This is a genomic window from Clostridium neonatale (assembly GCF_001458595.1).
Lineage (GTDB): Bacteria > Bacillota > Clostridia > Clostridiales > Clostridiaceae > Clostridium > Clostridium neonatale.
Genome location: NZ_LN890328.1, coordinates 2,549,985 through 2,572,775, shown reverse-complemented (window position 1 = coordinate 2,572,775; position 22,791 = coordinate 2,549,985). Strand labels below are relative to the sequence as shown.

General features: G+C 28.5%; 21 protein-coding genes. 19 read left to right on the top strand and 2 right to left on the bottom strand.

What is annotated here, in order from left to right:
- Positions 1–309: 309 nt before the first annotated feature.
- The 9 genes from BN2920_RS18530 to nspC all read left to right on the top strand — a co-directional run bounded on the left by BN2920_RS18530 (position 310) and on the right by nspC (position 9,353).
- Positions 310–1,098 (top strand): hypothetical protein, encoded by a 789-nt coding sequence (locus BN2920_RS18530; RefSeq protein WP_058296449.1) that lies wholly within the window; start codon positions 310–312, stop codon positions 1,096–1,098.
- Between the two features lie 63 nt (positions 1,099–1,161).
- Positions 1,162–1,764, top strand: a complete 603-nt coding sequence (locus tag BN2920_RS18525) for an HAD family hydrolase (RefSeq protein ID WP_058296448.1) — start codon at positions 1,162–1,164, stop codon at positions 1,762–1,764.
- Between the two features lie 77 nt (positions 1,765–1,841).
- On the top strand, positions 1,842–2,201 hold the full coding sequence (locus BN2920_RS18520) for a DUF3892 domain-containing protein (RefSeq protein WP_058296447.1): 360 nt from the start codon (positions 1,842–1,844) through the stop codon (positions 2,199–2,201).
- 203 nt (positions 2,202–2,404) lie between these two features.
- Positions 2,405–3,097: a hypothetical protein gene (locus tag BN2920_RS18515; RefSeq protein ID WP_058296446.1), complete on the top strand. Its 693-nt coding sequence runs from the start codon at positions 2,405–2,407 to the stop codon at positions 3,095–3,097.
- Positions 3,098–3,467: 370 nt separating this feature from the next.
- Positions 3,468–4,286, top strand: a complete 819-nt coding sequence (speD, locus tag BN2920_RS18510; RefSeq protein ID WP_172437824.1) for an adenosylmethionine decarboxylase — start codon at positions 3,468–3,470, stop codon at positions 4,284–4,286.
- Between the two features lie 19 nt (positions 4,287–4,305).
- Positions 4,306–5,766: an aminotransferase class I/II-fold pyridoxal phosphate-dependent enzyme gene (locus BN2920_RS18505; protein WP_058296444.1), complete on the top strand. Its 1,461-nt coding sequence runs from the start codon at positions 4,306–4,308 to the stop codon at positions 5,764–5,766.
- Between the two features lie 3 nt (positions 5,767–5,769).
- On the top strand, positions 5,770–6,621 hold the full coding sequence (gene speE, locus BN2920_RS18500) for a polyamine aminopropyltransferase (protein WP_058296443.1): 852 nt from the start codon (positions 5,770–5,772) through the stop codon (positions 6,619–6,621).
- A 138-nt stretch (positions 6,622–6,759) separates the two neighbouring features.
- Entirely contained in the window at positions 6,760–7,959 is a 1,200-nt protein-coding gene (locus BN2920_RS18495; RefSeq protein WP_058296442.1) for a saccharopine dehydrogenase family protein, read from the top strand.
- A gap of 251 nt (positions 7,960–8,210) precedes the next feature.
- Positions 8,211–9,353 (top strand): carboxynorspermidine decarboxylase, encoded by a 1,143-nt coding sequence (gene nspC / locus BN2920_RS18490; protein WP_058296441.1) that lies wholly within the window; start codon positions 8,211–8,213, stop codon positions 9,351–9,353.
- Positions 9,354–9,657: 304 nt separating this feature from the next.
- Here the strand turns inward: nspC and BN2920_RS18485 are convergent, their stop codons facing one another.
- Positions 9,658–10,548: an AraC family transcriptional regulator gene (locus BN2920_RS18485; protein ID WP_058296440.1), complete on the bottom strand. Its 891-nt coding sequence runs from the start codon at positions 10,546–10,548 to the stop codon at positions 9,658–9,660.
- A gap of 187 nt (positions 10,549–10,735) precedes the next feature.
- Here BN2920_RS18485 and BN2920_RS18480 point away from each other — a divergent pair, with 187 nt between their 5' ends.
- The 3 genes from BN2920_RS18480 (at position 10,736) to BN2920_RS18470 (ending at position 12,908) form a co-directional block, all read left to right on the top strand.
- Positions 10,736–10,921, top strand: a complete 186-nt coding sequence (locus BN2920_RS18480; protein ID WP_058296439.1) for a beta-L-arabinofuranosidase domain-containing protein — start codon at positions 10,736–10,738, stop codon at positions 10,919–10,921.
- A complete protein-coding gene (locus tag BN2920_RS18475; RefSeq protein WP_058296438.1) occupies positions 10,918–11,112 on the top strand; it encodes a hypothetical protein in 195 nt (64 codons plus the stop codon). Before BN2920_RS18480 ends, BN2920_RS18475 begins: the two co-directional genes overlap by 4 nt.
- Before the next feature lie 332 nt (positions 11,113–11,444).
- The gene (locus tag BN2920_RS18470; protein ID WP_058296437.1) at positions 11,445–12,908 is read left to right on the top strand and encodes a glycoside hydrolase family 43 protein; all 1,464 of its coding nucleotides are present in this window, start codon (positions 11,445–11,447) and stop codon (positions 12,906–12,908) included.
- A gap of 46 nt (positions 12,909–12,954) precedes the next feature.
- Here BN2920_RS18470 and BN2920_RS18465 read toward each other — a convergent pair whose 3' ends face one another.
- On the bottom strand, positions 12,955–13,887 hold the full coding sequence (locus tag BN2920_RS18465; RefSeq protein WP_058296436.1) for an ArsR/SmtB family transcription factor: 933 nt from the start codon (positions 13,885–13,887) through the stop codon (positions 12,955–12,957).
- A 311-nt stretch (positions 13,888–14,198) separates the two neighbouring features.
- Here BN2920_RS18465 and BN2920_RS18460 point away from each other — a divergent pair, with 311 nt between their 5' ends.
- The 7 genes from BN2920_RS18460 (at position 14,199) to BN2920_RS18430 (ending at position 22,785) form a co-directional block, all read left to right on the top strand.
- Positions 14,199–15,674 carry an alpha-N-arabinofuranosidase gene (locus BN2920_RS18460; protein ID WP_058296435.1) on the top strand — a complete coding sequence of 492 codons (1,476 nt, stop codon included), beginning with the start codon at positions 14,199–14,201 and terminating at the stop codon, positions 15,672–15,674.
- 4 nt (positions 15,675–15,678) lie between these two features.
- Positions 15,679–15,933 carry a DUF6171 family protein gene (locus BN2920_RS18455; RefSeq protein WP_058296434.1) on the top strand — a complete coding sequence of 85 codons (255 nt, stop codon included), beginning with the start codon at positions 15,679–15,681 and terminating at the stop codon, positions 15,931–15,933.
- A gap of 550 nt (positions 15,934–16,483) precedes the next feature.
- Positions 16,484–17,461, top strand: coding sequence for a glycoside hydrolase family 43 protein (locus BN2920_RS18450; protein WP_172437823.1), 978 nt, complete (start codon positions 16,484–16,486; stop codon positions 17,459–17,461).
- Positions 17,462–18,079: 618 nt separating this feature from the next.
- Complete coding sequence (locus tag BN2920_RS18445) at positions 18,080–19,453, top strand: ABC transporter substrate-binding protein (protein ID WP_058296432.1); 1,374 nt, start codon at positions 18,080–18,082, stop codon at positions 19,451–19,453.
- Positions 19,454–19,559: 106 nt separating this feature from the next.
- Positions 19,560–20,465 (top strand): carbohydrate ABC transporter permease, encoded by a 906-nt coding sequence (locus tag BN2920_RS18440; protein WP_083498858.1) that lies wholly within the window; start codon positions 19,560–19,562, stop codon positions 20,463–20,465.
- A gap of 21 nt (positions 20,466–20,486) precedes the next feature.
- A complete protein-coding gene (locus BN2920_RS18435; protein WP_242868426.1) occupies positions 20,487–21,380 on the top strand; it encodes a carbohydrate ABC transporter permease in 894 nt (297 codons plus the stop codon).
- A 79-nt stretch (positions 21,381–21,459) separates the two neighbouring features.
- Positions 21,460–22,785 carry an arabinan endo-1,5-alpha-L-arabinosidase gene (locus BN2920_RS18430; RefSeq protein WP_058296431.1) on the top strand — a complete coding sequence of 442 codons (1,326 nt, stop codon included), beginning with the start codon at positions 21,460–21,462 and terminating at the stop codon, positions 22,783–22,785.
- Positions 22,786–22,791: the final 6 nt, after the last annotated feature.

Genomic DNA, 22,791 nt, shown 5'->3' with positions numbered 1-22,791 from the left:
TTATAAAACTAATACCATGTTGTCAATTTGTGTAAAAATTTCATAAACAAATAGCATATGAAAAGTATTTATTAAACTTTAATTACAATAAAATTACCAATTAAATCAAAAATATATCTTAATTAATTAATGTCATAGAAAAATGTAAATGATATGAAATAAGAATGTAATAAAATGGAATTAAAGTATGTGAGAATATTTTGTAAAAAAATATATAAATTTTTTATAAAATTTTGTAAATTACCTATTGGGTATAATAAAAACGAATTTAAGAAATAATAAAAATTATTATTAAATTTGGAGAATGTCATGAAAATAGGAAAAGTAGAAATACAAACTATTGATATAGTTACATTTTTAGGTATGATAATAACCTTATTTACAAGCATTTTGAACTTATTTCAAAATAAGAAAAGTATGTATATAAACAATATAACAAAGTATAGAGTAACTTGGCTTGATGAATTAAAAAATCATATATCAAAGTTAAAAGAACTCAGTAATGTAACTAATTTATACATAATAAGTAGGGATATTAGAGATAAAATGAACTTTAGGTGTGAATTAGAGAGGAGTATCGCACTAATAAAAATGCATTTGAATTTTTCTAAGAAGCTAGATAGAAAAGTAATGAATAATATAGAAGAAATAAAATCAATAATAAATAATTATCTATTATTAAACTATTATAAAGATGAGCTTGATAATGTTGATGATAATAATATTTTAGAAAAGTTTTATATTATTTTAGAAATTATAAATGAAAAATGTTTTTTAAAAGAGCTGATAAAGTTAGGTGGTAAAAAGCAAAATATAGATGAATTAGATATATTGCAATTAAAACATGAGATTAAGGAAATATATGATACAAATACTATAAAAAATATTAAAACTAATAGTAATGAGATATTACAAAGATATGAAAATGAATTAGAATTTATTCAAGAAGAATTAGATGAAGTAATACAAATATATTTAAAAATTGAGTGGATTAAATGTAAAAAAGAAACTAGAATGTGGCCATTTACAATATATAATGAAGATAAGGAAATAAAAAAATTGTATAGAAGTTATAGAAATCAAGATAAGTTGAACTGAGTCTTGTTTAGTGTATAATCATAATTAGGAAAGATACTTTAAAAGTTCTGGGGGATGATAATTATGATTAAAAATATTATATTTGATCTAGGAAATGTTTTGCTAAATTTTGAAGCTAAAAAGTACTTGGGGTCAAAAATACCGCTAGAAAAGATTGAAATAATATATAAAGGTATATTTCAAAGCGAAGAATGGATTTCACTAGATAGAGGAACAATTACTGAAGAAGAAGCAAAAGCTAATATAATTGATAGAAATATAGAGTATAAGGAATATATAAACATGGCCTTTGAAAACTGGTATGATATGTTAACTCCAATAGAAAAAAATATTAGAATTTTAGAAGCCTTAAAAGAAAAAAAATATAAAATATATTACTTGTCAAATTTTCACGATTTGGCTTTTAAATATGTAACTCAGAAATATGATTTTTTCAAGAAGTTTGATGGAGGAGTAGTTTCATATGAAGAAAAAATTTTAAAGCCAGAATGTGAGATTTATGAAAGAATAATAAAGAAATATAATTTGAATCCTAAAGAATGCATATTTATAGATGATACAAAGATAAATGTAGATGGAGCAACGGAAAGCGGATTATATGGTATACATTTAAAAGATATTGATACACTTGAAGAAAATTTAAAAAAATATGAAATAGAACTATAAAAAATATCGGTATTAAAGTATTACTATTGGGAAAGATAATGTTGATATTAAGTTAGAAGAATAAGGTGGTGTTATTAATGGAAAATGATACTAATATGGCCATAAGTGGATTGCCTCTTACTTCAAATACTGACATTTCTACAGCTAATAGCGATGTTACCTATAGTAATCCTACTATAAATCTTAATAACGATGATTTAAAAACTCACACAGATAAAAAAGAAATAACTGCACTAATAAAAAAGGATGGTACAGTTACAGGATATGAACTTTCAAATGGAAAGAGAATATCAAAAGAGAATGCTGTTGAATTGGCTAAAAACAATGCTTTATCAGGAGTATCTGTAAGTAGCAGAAATGGAGAGGAGTATTTAAGAAGTTTGCCAGATCAAAATGAAAACAATAATTTAAGTTCTCTTCCGATTATTAATGAATAATATTTATACAATGAGTAGATTAAACTATATCTACTCATTTTTTATTTATATATAGGTATAAATAAAATTAATAATTGTATATTATCTAACAGAAATGTAGTTCTTATGTTAAAATATTTATTGTGAAGATTTAAGAAGAAAGTTATATAATATATTTAAATATTTAATTATCTAAAATAAAGTTTTAAGATTGGAGATTTGCAATGAGCGATTTAAGCGACTTAAAAAGATTAACAAAAGAAAAAGAAAAGGAAGATATGAGGAAGCTACAAGATACTATTTTAGATAGATTAAGAAGTATAAAAAGAGATGGTATTGAAGAGCTGATTAATTATCTTTTAGAAAGAACAGACTATTTTACAGCACCAGCATCAACAAAATTTCATTCAAATTTTGATGGAGGCTTAGCAGTACATTCTCATAATGTGGTTGAGTTAATGTTACAGAAAAATGAGCAATATAAATTAGGATTAAGCGATGATACCATATATTTAACAGGATATTTACACGATTTATGCAAATGTAATATTTACGAAAAGACTATGAGATTGAAAAAAGATGAAGTTACAGGAAAATGGATAGGATATGCATCCTATGAAATAGATGAAAAAATTCCATTAGGACATGGAGAAAAAAGTGTAATATTATTGCAACAATTTGTTAAATTATCATTAGAAGAATGTTTGATGATAAGATGGCATATGGGAGCTTATGTACCTAGAGAAGAGCACAGAGATTATAATAAAGCTATTGAAACCTATAAATCAGTATTAGCTTTTAGCAATTCAGATGCAGAGGCTTCTCATATGTTAGAAGAAGTGAGAGAACCTGAATTATTCACTATAGAAGAATATAATAAATTTGTAAGAGAAAAAGCCATGAAATTGAAACAGTAATGCATACTCTTAAAATTTGATTTAATAACAAAAAATTAGCTGTCATAGAAGTTAAATAGACTTTAAAACTTCCATAGCAGTTAATTTTTTTTTTGAAAATTTATAAAATATTTATTTTTTTAGTGGAATTTTAAGTAAAAATATAGTACAATGTAAAATGTTATTAATAAAATTAAGGAAAACTAAACTGATAGTTAAGTATTACTAAGAAAAGATATAAAAAAATAATATTTTTTAAGAAAACCTAAAAAATATTATTATGTACTAGATGGCAATATTAAAGGCTTTAATAGTATCTATATATATGAATATAAAAATTAAAATTTAAAAATTATTTAAATAGCAATTATTTTTATTATTAAGAAAGGCTGTGATGTTAGGGTTGGAAAATAAGTTGAAGTTATACGGCTTTAATAATCTAACTAAAACTCTTAGTTTTAATATTTATGATGTTTGTTATGCAAAAAGTGAACGAGAACAAAAAGATTATATTGCATATATTGACGAACAGTACAATTCAGAAAGACTTACAAAAATATTATGTGATGTAACCAAAACAATTGGTGCACATATATTAAATATTTCTAAACAAGACTATGATCCTCAAGGAGCAAGTGTAACAATTTTAATTTCAGAAGAAACATTGGCGGTGAAAGAGATAGATCCATCTTGTAATCGTGGTGAGATAGATATTTTAAAAACAAGAGATAGTGTTGTGGGACATCTAGATAAGAGTCATGTAACTGTTCATACTTATCCGGAATATCATCCTGATAATTCTATTGCAACTTTTCGTGTTGATATTGATGTATCTACATGTGGAGAGGTATCTCCTTTAAATGCATTAAATTATCTTATTGGAAGTTTTGATTCTGATATTATAACTATAGATTATCGCGTTAGGGGATTTACACGAGATGTAGATGGAAAAAAATTATTTATAGATCATAAGATAACATCAATTCAAGATTATATTGATGAAAAAACTTTAGAAAAGTATGATGCCTTGGATATAAATGTATATCAATCAAATATATTTCACACTAAAATGCTAATTAAAGAAATAGAACTTCAAAATTATCTTTTTAATAGAGATGTTTATGAGATAAAGCCTAAAGAAAGGCTTGAGATTGAACATAACCTACGTAAAGAGATGATAGAAATATTTAGTGGAACTAATATATATTGATTTTTGGGGGACAAGCATTATGAATTTAAAAAATAAGGATATTCATTCAAAAGCACCTATTTATGAGGCTTTAATGAGATATAAAAAGGCGAGGGTAGTTCCTTTTGATGTTCCGGGACATAAGCAAGGTCGTGGAAATCCTATGCTTAAGGAATTTTTGGGAGAACAGTGTCTTTCTGTTGACGTAAATTCAATGAAGCCACTTGACAATCTTTGTCATCCTGTATCAGTTATAAAAGAAGCAGAAAAATTAGCAGCAGATGCATTTAATGCTAAGCATGCATTTTTTATGGTTAATGGAACAACATCAGCTGTACAAGCAATGGTTATGAGCGTATGCAAAAAAGATGAAAAGATTATAATGCCACGTAATGTACATAGAAGTGCCATTAATGCATTGATAATAAGTGGAGCAATTCCAGTTTATATAAATCCAGGAGTAAATAAAAAACTCGGAATACCTCTCGGAATGTCAGTTGAAGATGTTAAAAGAGCTATTATTGAAAATCCAGATGCGAAAGCTGTATTGGTAAATAATCCGACGTACTATGGAATATGTTCAAACTTAAAAGAAATAACTAAAATAGCGCATGAACATGGTATGTATGTTTTAGTTGATGAAGCTCATGGAACACACTTCTATTTTGGAGATAATATGCCGATTTCTGCCACAGAAGCTGGAGCTGATTTAGCAGCAGTAAGCATGCATAAAACTGGAGGCTCATTAACACAAAGCTCGTTCTTACTTTTAAATTGCGATTTAAACCAAGGGTATGTAAGGCAGATTATTAATTTAACACAGACAACAAGTGGATCATATTTATTAATGTCTTCATTAGATTTGGCAAGAAGAGATCTAGTTTTACATGGTAAAGAAATATTTTGTAAAGTTAAGAAAATGGCTGAATATGCAAGGGAAGAAATTAATAAAATAGGTGGTTATTATGCTTTTTCAGAAGAGCTTATAGATGGAGATGAAGTTTTTGATTTTGATAGAACGAAGTTATCTATATTCACTAGAGATACTGGACTTGCAGGTATAGAAGTTTATGATTTATTAAGAGATGAATATGGAATACAAATTGAATTTGGAGATATTGCTAATATATTAGCAATAATATCAGTTGGAGATAGGGAGCTTACAATAGAAAGATTAATTTCAGCTTTATCAGAAATAAAAAGACTACATTCAAAAGATAAAGCAGGAATGTTTGATCATGAGTATATAAATCCAGAAGTTGTACTTACTCCCCAAGAGGCATTTTATTCATCTAAAAGATCAATGCCAATGGAAGAAAGTGATGGGAAGATTTGTGCTGAGTTTGTGATGTGTTATCCGCCAGGAATTCCTATACTTGCTCCAGGTGAAAAAATTACCCGGGAAATTTTAGATTATATAAGTTATGCAAAAGAAAAAGGGTGCTTTTTAACTGGAACAGAAGACTCTAAAATTGAGAACATTAATGTAGTGGAGGGATAGAAGGTGGAATTATGGTATACAGAAAAGCACACAGACAATGTTAAGCTTTCGATTAAAATAGATAAAGCGCTATATTCAGAAGAAACAGAATTTCAAAGAATAGATATATTGGAATCAAAGGAGTTTGGAAGAATATTTACTTTAGACGGACTTATGATGGTGACAGAAAAAGATGAATTTATTTATCATGATATGATAGTGCATGTTCCGATGGCTACTAATCCTAATATAAAAAATGTATTAGTTATTGGAGCCGGTGATGGTGGAACAATAAGAGAATTAACAAGATATTCATCTGTAGAAAAAATAGACATGGTTGAAATAGATAGAAGAGTAGTAGAGGTATGTAAGGAGTATTTACAACAGACTGCATGTAAACTTGAGGATGAAAGAGTAAATATTTTTTATGAAGATGGATTAAAGTTTGTACGCAATAAAGAAAATGAGTATGACTTAATAATAGTAGATTCTACAGACCCATTTGGTCCAGGAGAAGGACTGTTTACTAAAGAATTTTATGGCAATTGCTACAAAGCACTTACTGAAGATGGCATATTAGTTAACCAACACGAAAGTCCATATTATGATTATTACGCAAAATCCATGCAGGATGCACATGAAAAAATTTATGGTTTATTTAAAATACACAAAGTATATCAAGCACATATACCAACTTATCCATCAGGACATTGGTTATTTGGATTTGCTTCTAAAAAATACGATCCTATAAAAGACTTAGATGCAGAAGTCTGGGAAAAGCTTGATATTAAGACTAAATATTACAATACAGATATACATGTTGGATGCTTTGCATTACCTACTTATGTGAAAGAACTTTTAAAAGTAGAAAAATAAAAAATTAAATAAATATTACTCAGTTTGTATAGTCTACAAGTGATAGAAGATAGTTAATATTATATGTAAATAAATGAATTGGTATAACTGTCAGCTGTCAACTGTTAACTGTTAACTGTAAAATTGGAGGAATGAAAAATGGGAAGAGCTTTAATAATTGGAGCAGGTGGAGTTGCTAGTGTTGCAATTCATAAATGTTGTCAAAATTCAGAGGTATTTGAAGAAATCTGTATAGCAAGCAGAACTTTATCAAAATGTGATGCTTTAAAGGAAAAGTTACAAGGTGGAAAGACAAAGATCCAAACAGCTAAAGTTGATGCTGATAATGTAGATGAACTTATAGCACTTATTGAAGATTTTAAACCAGATGTTGTTATAAACTTAGCATTACCGTATCAAGATTTAACAATAATGGATGCATGTTTAGCGACTAAGACACACTATGTTGATACAGCTAACTATGAACCACTTGATACAGCTAAATTCGAATATAAGTGGCAATGGGCTTATAGAGAAAAATTTAAAAAAGCTGGTATTACAGCACTTCTTGGAAGTGGATTTGATCCAGGGGTTACAGGAGTATTTAGTGCATACGCTCAAAAGCATTACTTTGATGAAATTCACTATATAGATATAGTAGATGCTAATGCTGGAGATCATGGATATCCATTTGCAACTAATTTTAATCCAGAAATAAACATTAGAGAAATAACTGCTAAGGGTAGTTATTGGGAAAATGGTGAATGGATTGAAACAGAACCACTTGAATTAAAAGAAGTATATGATTTACCACAAATAGGACCAAAAGATATCTATTTATTACATCATGAAGAATTAGAATCATTAGGTCTTAATATTAAAGGCATTAAAAGAATAAGATTCTGGATGACATTTTCAGAAAAATATTTAACTCACTTAAGAGTTCTTGAAAATGTTGGGATGACTTCAATAGAACCAATTGAATATGAAGGAAAACAAATAGTTCCACTTCAATTCTTAAAAGCTATTTTACCAGATCCAGCATCACTTGGTCCAAGAACTAAAGGAAAAACTAACATAGGATGCATATTCCAAGGAATAAAGGATGGAAAGCCAAGAACTTATTATGTTTACAATGTGTGTGATCATCAGGAATGCTATAAAGAAGTAGGATCACAAGCAATTTCTTATACAACAGGGGTTCCAGCTATGATTGGGGCAAGTATGATTTTAAAAGGATTATGGAATAAGCCGGGAGTTCATAATATAGAAGAATTTGATCCAGATCCATTCATGGAAGAATTAAATAAATGGGGATTACCTTGGGTAGAAGATTTTAATCCAACATTACTAAAATAAGAATTATTGCATAAGAACTAAAAATGATGAGGAATAACTTTCTTCATCATTTTTAATATATTTTAGTAAAAGGAAAGATTGTAAATTGATTTATCATATAAGGATGTTTTAAATAAATGTTGTTATATTAATTTAAGATATATATAAATCAGATTTCTATAGAGAAAAATTGTATATAATCGTATAGTAACAACATTTTATTAAAACATATCTATATGAAAATAAATATATTATGATGAAAGGATAATAATATGAAAGATATAGATGTAACTATGCTGCCATCACCTTGCTATTTAGTTGATGAAAGATTATTAGAAAAAAATCTAAAGATATTAGACTGTGTTCAAAAAGAAAGTGGAGCTAAAATTATTTTGGCAACAAAAGCATTTTCTATGTTTTCTACATTTCCGTTAATAGGAAAGTATTTAAATGGAGTAACATCAAGCTCATTATTTGAAGCACGACTTGGATATGAGGAAATGGGAAAAGAAGTACATATTTTTTCACCAGCTTATAGAATGGATGAGTTTAATGAAATTATGAAATATAGCGATCATATAATATTTAATTCATTTAATCAATGGAAGCTATATAGAGATAAAGTTAAGAATCATAAAGATAAGAAAATAGAATGCGGTATTAGAATAAACCCAGAATATTCAGAAATTGAAACTGATATATATAATCCGTGTTTTGAGAATTCAAGGATGGGAGTTACTTTAGAAAACTTTGAAGAAGATGAATTTGAAGGAATTGATGGATTACATTTTCATACAATGTGTGAACAAGGGGCAGATGTTTTAGAACGTACAATTAAAGTTGTTGATGAGAAGTTTGGAAAATATATAGAAAAAGTTAAATGGATAAACTTTGGTGGTGGGCATCATATTACAAGAGAGGGATATGAGTTGGAGAAATTAATAGATTCAATTTTATATATTAAAAATAAGTACAATGTGGATGTTTATTTAGAGCCAGGTGAAGCAATAGCACTAAATGCAGGATTTCTTGTATCTACAGTTTTAGATATAATGAAGAATGGCATGAATATAGCAATATTAGATACATCAGCTGAATGTCATATGCCGGATGTGCTTGCAATGCCTTATAGACCATATATTATTGATTCAGGAATGCCAAATGAATATGAATATACATATAGATTTGGTGGACCAACTTGTTTAGCTGGAGATATAATAGGTGACTACTCATTTAAAGAGCCTTTAAAAATTGGAGATAAACTTATATTTTGTGACATGGCCATTTATTCCATGGTTAAGAATAATACTTTCAATGGAGTAAACCTTCCAGCTATTGTTAAGTATAGTGAAGAAAATGGTTTAGAGGTAATTAAAAAATTTGGGTATGAAGATTTTAAAAATAGATTGTCTTAAAAATAAAATCTAAACTAGTAATTCTATTTCTATAACCCCTGATTTTTTAGATGCATATCTGAAAATTAGGGGTATTTGATATTAAAAAATAATAATTTAAATATATCATATATCTATCAAGCACCCATAAAATAAGCAAATTCTTAAGCAGAGAGCCCAAATCTTGTATTTGGTGCGAATCGCTTACACCCACGAATGTATATGGTAGGTGTTTCCTTTATAATAATTCCTTCTAATTCCCGTAAAATAAGCATATTCTTATATTCTTATATTGAGATGTTTATTAGATATGATGATTTAGAGATTAAATATTATTTATAAAAGTTTTATTATAAGCATTTTTATATTGTTTAGGCGTTATATTCTCATATTTTTTAAATAGTTTAAGAAAATACTTATCATCTGCAAATCCTAATGAAGTAGATATTTCTTTGATTTTTAAGTCCGATTTACAAAGTAGTTGTTTTGCTTCAGAGATTCTAAGGTAATTTATATATTCTTGCATGCTCATACCCATTTTCTTTTTAAAATATCTAGCTAAATATTCTTTAGAAAAATTAAATTCGTAAGCAACATCTTTTAAAGAAATATTATTTTTAAGGTGAATATTTATCCATTGGATAATCTCAGAAATTTTATCAGTTACATCTTCTTTTTCAGTAAATCTAAAATTTAAAATAACTTGTTCTGTAATTTCTATTAATAAAGATGTGAGTATGTAATTTACATTTTGTTTTGTATAATATTTAGACTGAGATAAATGAAGTAGTTGTCTAAATAAAACATTTATTCTATCTAAATTCAAATTATTGGAGAATATTGGAATCGGAATGCTATTATATAAACCAGAATAATAAGGATTGTTATTATATAAAGATATGTGATTTATAGCTTCACTTTTAGAAATCATATTATAGGTACTGAGGCATGAAAAATGAAGCCAGTAAAAGCTTGTTCCTTTAGAAGAATAATCATATCCTTTTTGAATAGAGTCAGGAGTGAAAAGAAGGATATCCCCTTCTTTTGCTGCATATTTACTATCATTTTGTTGTATATAAACAGTCCCTTTATTTACAATAATTATTTCATAATCAGTTAAATTTCTTTTCATATGAATCCATTTAGAATCAGATGTAAAATTTCCACACATAGAAAATAAAATTGGTTTATCTATATTAGCTTCTAAATATATCATTAGTCAATATAACCCACCTTTTGTTAATATAGTCTACTTACAACAATATTTTACTATGATATAGTTGATTTGTAAAAGTTATTAATAATGAAATTTAAAATTAAAATAGTGCACTATATCTTTTATGTATAAGAAATTTTATAAGTTAAAGCACAGGAGGATATTATGGAAAAGATACAATTATTAGATGGAATATTTAGAACTTCAAAAAAAAGGAAAAGAATATTTAATGCATTTAGATTCAGATAGATTGTTAGCTCCGTGCTATGAAGCAGCAGGAAAAGAACCTAAAAAGCCAAGGTATGGAGGGTGGGAGTCTAAGCAAATTAGTGGACATTCTTTAGGACATTTTCTTTCAGCTCTTATGAAATGAAAGTAGATATAAATAAAGAAAATTATTTGTTAGTTACTTATTGGGGAAGTGATAGGGAAGAATTTTGTGATGGCACAACAATGAAAAGAGAATTTGATATATATGCAGATAATGTACTTATAACAGAAGAGAGCTTAGATGAAGATAGACCATATTCGCTATTTGATAGATGTTATTTATTCTATACCTAAAGAGATAATTAAAGAAAAATCAATAATCAGGATAGAATTTAAATCAAAAGAATATAGTAAGGTTGCAGGAAGAGTGTTCTGTGTAAGAATTATATCAAAAAAACTTTAAAAAAATATATAAAGCTATATATGATTTATCTACGTCATATATAGCTTTTATTTTATTTAAAGACATAAATCAATGATAAAGTAAGTGAAAAGAATAGAAAAAATTAACTAAAATATTGAAAACTTTTACAAGTAATAGTAATATATAATTATATTTTATAAAAACATAAAATAATTGAAGTGAATATAAAATATAATTATATATTTAATTAAGGAGAATGTAGATGAAAAAAGGAATTATATTATCAGTATTAGCTATAACTTTAACTTTTAGCAATGTATCAATGATTGGATGCTCTAATAATAACTCAGAAAGTATAACTTTTAATGAGGTATCAGTACATGATCCAGCAATAATAAAAAGCAACGACACATATTATATAACTGGATCACATATGGCAGAAGCCAAGTCATCAGATTTAATTAATTGGACTAGCATATCTGATTCCGTAAACAATCAGAAATTGTTTAAAAATATAAAAACTGAATTAGGAGAAGCACTTGCTTGGGGAAAAACAAATACTTTTTGGGCTAGTGACTGGATTCAACTATCTGATGGAAGATATTATTTATATTATTGTGTATGTGAAGGAAGCAGCCCTCAAAGTGCTATAGGTTATGCAGTTTCAGATAGTGTTGAAGGACCATATGAAGATTTAGGAATTTTATTAAAGTCTAGTGGATCTGAACCTTTAAAATATGAAGAAGCAGATGGAACAACTGGAACTTATGATGCTAATGTACACCCTAATGCTATAGATCCTGCTGTATTTTTTGATGCTGAGGGAAGATTATGGATGATGTATGGTTCATATTCAGGTGGAATATATATACTTGAGTTAGATACTACAACAGGAAAACCTAAGGAGGGGCAAGGTACTTACGGAAAGAAGATATTAGGTGGCTATCATTCAGAAATCGAAGCAGCATATGTGACTTATAGTAAGGAAACAGGATATTATTATCTGTTTACATCATTTGGAGGATTAACATCAGATGCAGGATATAATATGAGAATTTGTCGTTCAAAAAAACCTGATGGTCCATATTATGATTCAATGGGAAATGATATGATTGATTGTAAAGGCGTAAAGGGACAGTTTTTAGAAGCTCAAAATGACATTATTACAAATTATGGAGTTAAACTGTTTGGAAACTTTAAATATCCTGATTCAGAATTAAGTGAAGATATAACTACAACAGGATATGTTTCTGCAGGTCATAATTCTGTATATTATGATAAAGAAAAAAATCAATATTTTCTAATATTCCATACAAGATTTCCAGAAGCAGGAGAGATGCATCAAGTTAGAGTTCATCAAATGTTTTTAAATGAGGATGGATGGTTTGTTGTTGCACCATATAGATATAGTGGAGAGAAAATTGGAAGTTATAATAAAAAGGATGTTCAAGGAAAATATAAATTTATAAATCACGGACATGATATAACAAGTGAGATAAAAGAATTTACAGATATACAATTGAAAAGAGATGGTAAAATTGCTGGAACAGTAGAAGGAACTTGGAAATTTACGGATGGAAATAAGATAAAACTCAATATTGACAACATTGAATATACAGGAGTTGTATTAGAACAATACGACATAAATAGAAAATGTAATACAATGACATTTACAGTTTCAAGCGCTGAAAATGGAGTTTCTTTATGGGGAATTAAAGAAAAATAAAAATACTATTATAGATAATGGAAAACAGAGCTTGCAGATGAATTTTTTACTTTTCATCTGCAAGCTCTGTTTCATAGAACATTTGCATTTTTATTGATTGATTATAATCACCAAAATCTTTTCCGAATATAGTAAATCCTCCTGCGTTTTTTGTTGTGCTAGGAACGGAAAATTTAAAAGTTATTGGAGTTGTATAATCTATGTTTAATTCATGTATTTTAATGTCTGAAATTTTAAAACCACCATCAATGAAGGTACCATTCTTATTGATGCTTAAGGTTTTTAGACGTCCATATTGGTTACAGATTTTTGGCCACCAATGTGGAGTAAATCGTCCAGGTCTAGATCCGAAATCCCCAGGGCTGATCCAATATCCAAGGCTTATGTTATTTATAGAAAAATGTATATCGGATGGATAATTTTCATTAAATCCAGGACTTTCAGAAGATATTTCGAAAGATAGTTGTAGTTCAGTAAGTTTTTGGCCAGCTAATAAATGATTAGGCAAATTATATTCTATAAATCCTGTACTAAACCACAATATTGATGCTTGAAAATGATCTGGGAACAGAAAATAGCGAGGATCATCGAATTCACCTATTATTTTTTTGCTTGTGGCTATTCCACAGGTAGGGGTTACTTGGCATGTAGAATAGTAGCCAATATCTATTTCATCAATATAAGATTTTAAATTTAATTTTTTGGGTTTTAGATCAATTATCATCATATCGTGAAGTGGTTTGCATATTTTCATTGAACCACGTCTTCCAGGTGTGGTGTGTATTTCTATTAAGCCAACTTCTTCTAATTTTTTTATGTGTAATGATATAGCACTATTGGTTAATTTAAGAATATTAGCTATATCATTTAAGCTTTTATTATCATCTTCATATATTAGTTCCATTATTCTTAAGCGCATTGGTGCACTAAGTGCTTTGAAGATTTCACTAGCTTCATTCATTGAGTTAAAATGTAACATAATATTTTATCTCCTATTAAAATATAAATACTATAAAAGATTGATATAAGATTATTATAACACAGATTATTATAAAAATATTTTAATCATATAAAATGCAACTGTACGTGTTATAGATATGATATTTGAGATTATATCAAATATTAAAATTTATGTAAACACTATCAATAGTAGAATATTATATAAATTATTTTATTATTATATAAAATAATTATTGACCACTTTAAAATAGTATAGTATATTTAAGATAAATATTAAATGATTACTTTAATATTAAAGTTTTTACTTAAATAAATTTAGGAGGAGTCATTATGAAAAAATTAGTAGTTAATACACATGATAAAAAAAGCAAGATAAATAAAGAAATTTACGGGCATTTTTCAGAACATTTAGGAAGATGTATATATGAAGGGATTTATGTAGGAGAAAATTCTAAGATACCTAATGTAAACGGTATGCGTACTGATGTTGTAGAAGCATTAAGAGAAATAAAGATACCAGTACTTAGATGGCCAGGCGGATGTTTTGCAGATGAATATCATTGGAAAGATGGTATTGGACCTAAAGAAAATAGAAAGAGAATGGTTAATACACATTGGGGTGGAGTTGTAGAAGATAATAGCTTTGGAACTCATGAATTTATGGAATTATGCAGACAGCTTGAATGTGAACCATATATAAATGGTAATGTTGGAAGTGGAACAGTACAAGAAATGTCTGAATGGGTTGAATATTTAACTTTTGATGGAATATCTCCAATGGCTGAATTAAGAAAACAAAATGGACAAGCTAAACCATGGAAAGTGAAATATTTTGGAGTTGGTAATGAAAATTGGGGCTGTGGTGGTAATATGACGCCAGAATTCTATGGGAATATGTATAGAAGATATCAAACATACTGCAGAAATTATGGAGAAAATAAACTTTATAAAATTGCTTGTGGTCCAAATGTAGATGATTATAATTGGACAGAAGGTGTTATGAAAGTTGCGGCTAACTTCATGGATGCATTAACTCTTCATTATTATACTCATCCAGGTGGATGGCTTAATAAAGGACCAGCAACAGGATTTGATGAAAAAACATGGTATATAAGCATGAAGAAAACATTAGAGATAGAAAATCTAATAAATAATCATATTGATATTATGAATAGATATGATCGAGAAAAAAGAGTTGATTTAATAATTGATGAATGGGGTGGATGGTATGATGTTGAACCAGGAACTAATCCAGGATTCTTATATCAACAAAACACAATGAGAGATGCTTTAATTGCAGGTATTAATCTAAATATATTTAATAAACATTCAGATAGAGTCAAAATGGCTAACTTAGCACAAGTTGTTAATGTGTTACAATCAGTTATATTAACTGAAGGCGAAAAAATGATATTAACACCTACTTATCATGTATTTAATATGTATAAGTATCATCAAGAAGCAACTTTACTTGAAAGTTATATAGAAAATGAAATGATAGGTGTTGAAGAGGAGAATAAAGTTCCTAATTTACATGAATCTGTTTCTATTGATAAAGATGGCAGAGTTATAATTACAGTGAATAATTTATCTATTACTGATTCTTATGATATTGAAGGAATAATAGTTGACAAAGAAATTAAAGCTGTTAGTGCTACAATTTTAACAAATGAAATGGGTGCATACAATACATTTGCTGAACCTGATAAGGTTAAGCCAGAAGAATTTAATGATTATAAAGTTACAGATAAAGGCTTAAACTTTACTATACCAGCATGCAGTGTGTTAAGTATAATTGTAGAATAATAATATGGAAAACAGAATTTGTAGAAGGTGTCTGCTTGATTCAATATTTGAAGAAGATGAATATAGAAACATGCAGGAATACATTAAAGGTATAGATAATTATATAAAGACAGATGAAATTGAATATAAAAATAGATTAGATTTATGTATGAAGTGTGATAATCTTATTAATGGAATGTGTAGGATTTGTGGATGTTTTGTTGAGATGCGAGCAGCCGTAAAAAATAACTACTGTCCTGACATTGAAAAGAAGTGGTAATGGTAATTTAATATTTATTTAAAGAGTGGCAAAAAGGATTCAGTGAAAGAATCCTTTTTGCTATTTTTGCTTTATATATTTTTAAAATTAATGATATAAGGCTTATTAATATAGGATCAACACTAAAAACTGTATTTGACAATATTAAGCAAGAATTTTTTTAGAATGTAATAAACATGCATTAACATCTTAATTCTTTCAAAAGCACATTTTAGTGTTGAGCATTAATACATAACTTATTTATATAGTTATTAAAAATAAAAATAGAATATATACAAATGAGAAATATAACAATAGATATTACTTTATAGTGGAATAAATTTAAGTTATAAATATTTGAGGAAAAAGTTATACTGAGCTAATAAATATTTATAAAAGTATAAATGATTTTAAATATATTTAAAATAAAGTATTGAAAAAGGTATATATACGTACTATAATCTAAATAGAAAATGATTTATTTAAGTATTATATATATTAAACTAAATTATTTTATATAATGTTAAATATAATTATGATATTTATTAAACAACAAGAGGAGGTTTACATTATGTCAAAAAATAAATATAACAATCCAATAGTTATTCAAAGAGCTGACCCATGTATATACAAGCATATTGATGGATACTATTATTTCACAGCATCGGTTCCAGCATTTGATAGCATAGAACTTAGAAGAGCTAAAACTATAGCTGAATTACAAGATGCAGAAACCACGACAATATGGGAGAAACATGAAGAAGGTGAGATGAGTGAATTAATATGGGCACCAGAAATCCATTATATTAATGGAAAATGGTATATATATTTTGCAGCAGCACCAAATAGAGAAGTCACAGGAATTACTTTTAATCATCATATGTATGTTCTTGAAAACGATAGTGAAAATCCACTTGAAGGCAATTGGGTAGAAAAAGGACAAATAAAAACAGGATGGGAGTCTTTCTCTTTAGATGCAACTACATTTGAACATAATGGCAAATTGTATTATGTTTGGGCACAAGAAGATAGAGAGGCTGAGCCTAATTCTCATTCAAATATATATATAGCTGAAATGGAAAATCCATGGACACTAAAATCAAAACCAGTGTTATTATCAAAGCCTGAATTAGATTGGGAAATAAAATTATACTGGGTGAATGAGGGACCTGCTATATTAAAGAAAAATGGGAAAATATTTTTGACTTATTCAGCTAGTGCAACAGATGAAAACTATTGCATTGGAATGCTTACAGCAGATGAAAATAGTGATTTATTGAATGCATCATCTTGGAAAAAATCTGAGCAGCCAGTATTTAAAACTTCATATGAGAATCATCAATATGGTCCAGGCCATAATGGATTCACTGTTTCAGAAGATGGCACAGAAGATCTTTTGGTTTATCATTCAAGAAACTATACAGAATTAAAGGGAGATCCTTTAAGTGATCCTAATAGACATGCAAGAATTGAAGTTATCAAATGGAAAGAAGATGGAACACCTGATTTTGGAGTGCCATCACCTGATACTAGAGAATTTGAAGTATAAATCAAAGATTAAAAAAGATATGGATAAAAATAGATTAGTATTTAAGATTAATTGCAGTAGTGAATGATTTCCATCAGTAGCTGGTGGTTTGGAATTTAGTCCATTAGCTGATTATATATCCATAGTCTAGGTCTAAAATTTGAAATTCATATATAGAAGATATTACTAGGCGGACAGTTTATAGAAATATTAAGATATTAGTAACTAATAAAACAGCTAGAAAAATTACATTTATAAATCACTAATTATTTAGAGAATATAGATCTTTATGAATAATATGAGGTGGGAAATTTATTGAAGTATACTGGTTTAGCATAAGTATAAAAAGAATTAAGCTTTAAAAAATCGCTATATGATACTAAATGGTAAGTTTTAGGGATTAATTTAAAAAAAGCTAAAATAGTTTAGAAAAATGTATTTTAAACGTTGACCTTTTAAAAGAAAACGATTATAATACAAATATAGAAAAATAATAAAAATTTTACAAATGACGATTTGAAAAGGATTTATGCTTATGAGGACTTATATAAGCATTGAAAAATCAAACTAGATATATTTATATAAGTGTAAAATAAAGGAGCTGTAGAGAATATAAGAATTTATTAGGAGGAAATAATTATGTTAAAAAAATCAAAAAAGTTACTTTCTATGATTATTACTGCAACAGTAGCTGCAACCATGCTTATTGGATGTGGTGGAGCTAAAGAATCCAATGGAGCTGGAGCAAAAACCGCAGATGGTAAAAAAGAAATTACGTGGATGTGTTATGGACAACCTCAGGAAACTGCTGTTTATGAACAAGTAATTAAGAAATTTGAAGAGAAATATCCTGATGTTAAGGTTAAACTTGTAAGTACAACTCAAGATCAGTATGGGCAAAAGATACAAGCAGCTATGGCATCTAATACAATGGCAGATGTTGTTTATATGGGGCCTGGGGACGTAAAAGCATGGGTTAATGCAGGCAAGATGTTGAACTTAGATGAATATCTTAAGCAAGCAGAAACAGATGGAATATTGAATTTAGATGATGTATGGGAATTAGGCTTAAATAAATATAGATACGATGGAGATAAAATTGGACAAGGTAGCTTATATGCATTACCTAAAGATATAGGTCCATTTGGATTTGGATATAACAAAACTTTATTTGAGAAAAAGGGAATACCATTACCTGACCCGAAGGTTCCTTATACATGGGATGAATTTATAAACGTTTGTAAACAATTAACTAATGATACAGGTGGAGATGATTCAAGTTGGGGAACTGGTCTTAATGTTAACTGGGCACTTGCGCCATTTGTATTTAGTAACGGTGCAGATTGGATCAATGAAGATGCAACAAAGGTTACAGTTACAGATCCAAAGTTTGTAGAAGCATTACAATTTTTTGCAGATCAAACTTTAGTAGATAAAATAACTCCAAGCGCAGAACAAGGACAAACACTTGACACTTATCAAAGATGGTTAAAAGGACAATTAGGATTCTTTGCCATTGCACCGTGGGATATAGCAGCATTTGAAGATCTTCCATTTGAATATGATATAATTCCATGGCCAGCAGGAAGTACTGGAGAAACTGCAAGTTGGCTTGGTTCTGTAGGATTTGGTGTTTCAGCTAATACTAAATATCCACAAGAAGCTGTTAACTTAGCAATATTCTTATCTACAGATAAAGATGCAAATAAGATGGTTGCAGATCAACAAATTCAAGTTCCAAATATAAAATCAATGGCAAAAGACTATTACTTAAATACAGATAATAATCCTCATAACAAACAAGCTTTTATAGACCTTATAGAAACATATGGTAAACCATTACCAGGTGAAAGAACATACAACGGTGAATGGTACGATAAATTCTATGAAGGAATTCAAGATGTTTTAGATGGTAAGATTTCAGCAAAAGATTATTGCGCAAAAATTCAACCAGAAATGCAAAAATTATTAGATAAAGCTATTGAAAAAGAGCAAAAGGAAAAAGCAAAGTAATTTTTTCTAATCATTAATTAAGTTGCTGAAATATTATAAATTAAGTAACTTAATTAATGATAGGTATGAAGAAAAAAATAGGAGTAATTAGGTGGTGAAATGAACTATGGTGGCAAAAGTAAAAATAAATTCTAAATCAGATTATTATGCAAGAGAACGTAGAGCAGGATATCTTTTCGTTCTAGCACCAATACTAGGATTCTTCTTATTCTCATTAGTACCGTTGATAGTTTCTTTATATGCTGGATTTACAGATTGGACTTCTATTGGAACTCCAGATTTCATTGGAATAGATAATTTTAAAGAGATGGTATCAGATGCGAATTTTTGGAAGGCCATGTTTAATACAGTATTTATGATGATTGGAATACCAATAGGACTTATAATAGCTTTAGGATTAGCACTAGCTATGAATAGAAAGGTATTTGGAGTTAAAACTTTTAGAGTAATTTACTACATTCCAGTTATATCTTCAATAGCAGCTATCTCTATTTTATGGAGATGGGTATACAATGGAGATTATGGGTTACTAAATCAGATATTATCTATATTTGGAGTGAAGGGACCAAATTGGCTTAATAATGAAACGACAGTAAAACCGGCTATAATGGCAATGACTGTTTGGAAAGGATTAGGTACTTCAATGCTTCTATACTTAGCAGGAATACAAAGCATTCCAAGAAGCTATAATGAAGCAGCTCAAATAGATGGGGCTAATGCACTTCAAATTTTTAAACATATAACTATGCCGATGTTAAAGCCAGTTACATTTTATATGATTATTACTGGAGTTATTGGTGGATCTCAAATGTTTATTGAACCTTCTATAATGGTTGATAATGGTGGAGTAAATTATAGCGCTGCGACCATTGTATATTATTTATGGGATAAGGCATTTAAGAACTATCAAATGGGGTATGCTTGTGCTGTAGGATGGGTATTAGCAATTGCTATTTTCATATTAACATTTATTCAATTTAAGCATAGTGGCGATCAATTATTTGAAAGTTGATAGAAAGAGGTGAATGTTAAAATGGTAAGTACAGATACAGTTAAGACTATGCCAAGAACTGGCACAAAAATGAGAAGTAAGAAGAAAAAAGAGAAGATAATAAATACAATTTTATTCTTGGTATTGCTTTTAGGATCGCTAGTAATGATTGTTCCATTACTATGGATGGTTTCAACATCTGTAAAAAATAAATTAGATGTTTTTGCTATGCCGCCAGTATGGATACCAACAGAAATAAATTGGAGTAAATATTCAGAAATATGGACCAAAGGACCATTGCTTAGTGGTTTAATTAATAGTTTAAAAGTATGTTTAAGTGTAACAATAGTAGGAACTTTTACTTCTAGTTTAGCAGCATTTGCTTTTGCAAAGTTAAGATTTCCTTATAAGAATCAGATATTTTTAGCATTGCTTGGAACAATGATGATTCCATTTGCCATAGTTATGATACCACAATTTATAATCTTTTCTAAGATTGGATGGGTAGACTCTTTAAAACCTCTAATTATTCCGGGATTATTTGGTAATGTAAGTATGATATTTTTCCTTAGACAATATATGCAGGGAATACCAACAGATCTTATTGAAGCAGCAAGAATAGATGGGTGCTCCTTCTTTAAAATATTTTATAAAATTATATTCCCTTTATCAGGACCAGCTATATCGGCTCAAATAATTTTATGGTTTATGGGAATATGGAATGACTATTTAGCACCATCAATATATATAAATACACCTGAAAAAATGACAATACAAACTGTTATACAATCATTTAATGCTACATATGCAATACAGACAGATTATCCATTGATTATGGCAGCGTCTGTAATGTCTATGTTGCCAATAATTATAGTATTTATAGTATTCCAAAAATGGATTATAGAATCAATAGCTATCTCAGGAGTTAAGGGATAAAAAAGTTAAGGATTTAGTGCTATGTTTTAAATATGTACTAAGTCCTTTTTATTTAAAAGAATAGAGAGGATGGTAAAAAGTGATATATCCAGAAAAGCCTATAATAAAAGACTTGAAATATGATGAAGATATTGAAGACATAACAAAATGGGGAGCAGCAGGAGCTCATGACCCATCAATATTTAAAGATGATGATTTATATTATGTGTTTTCAACTGATGCAAGAATTGGAGGAAAAGCTACCCCATCCATTCAAATAAGGAAATCATATGATTTGATTAAATGGGAATATGTAGGGCAGGCTTTGGACGATGTACCAAAAGAAGCGAAAGAATGGACCGGTGCCGAAGGCGTTTGGGCACCTGAAGTAACAAAAGTAAATGACTTATACTATTTGTATTATTGCGCTTCAACATTTGGCAGAAATAGATCATATATAGGTTTATTAAAAAGTAAATCAATAGATGGGCCGTGGGAGGATAATGGACTTGTTGTAAAAAGTGATAGTGGTGACGATAGAAATGCAATAGATCCTAATATAGTATTCGATAAGAATGGTGAAATGTGGATGTCATATGGATCATTTTGGACTGGAATCTATTTGATAAAATTAGATAAAGAAACAGGTAAACCACAAAAAGAAAATGATAAAGGAATAAATATAGCTGGAAGACATCATTCTACTGAAGGAGCTATAGAGGGACCATATATTGTTTATAATAAAGAGTTTGATAAATATTATTTATTTGTATCATATGATTCTTTGGCATCTGATTATAATGTAAGAGTAGGAAGATCTGAAAGTATAGATGGACCTTATATAGATATAAATGGAAATGAGATGACTAACAAGTTTGCTGTAAATCCCAATCATATTGGAAATAAAATTCTTGGAGGATATAGATTTGGAAATGGTGAAGGATGGATTGCACCTGGACATAATTCTGTATTAAATGATGGGGAAGATTTCTATATAGTTCATCATATAAGAAAAGAATATAATCAGAGTTGGTTTTATATGCATGTTAGAAAGATATTATGGTCAAATGATGGTTGGCCAATGATTTCACCAGAACGTTATGCAGGAGAAAAAGAACAAGAAATTGATAAGAAACTAATTATTGGAGAATGGGAGCTTATACCACTCTACAGAGATGTTAATAGAGTCATTGTATCTAAGACTTATAGTTTTAAAGAAAACGGTGATATTGAAGGTGAATATGGCGGAAAGTGGAGTTTTTCTAATATAAATGAAATAAAAATTAAAATAAAAGTCAGAGATGAAAATGAAATATATAAAGGTAAAGTAATGCCTTCATGGGATTGGGAAGAGAACAAAGAAACTTTGATTTTTACTACTATTGATAAAAATGCAGTTGCTTTATGGGGGAAAAAAGTACTGTAACAAAAA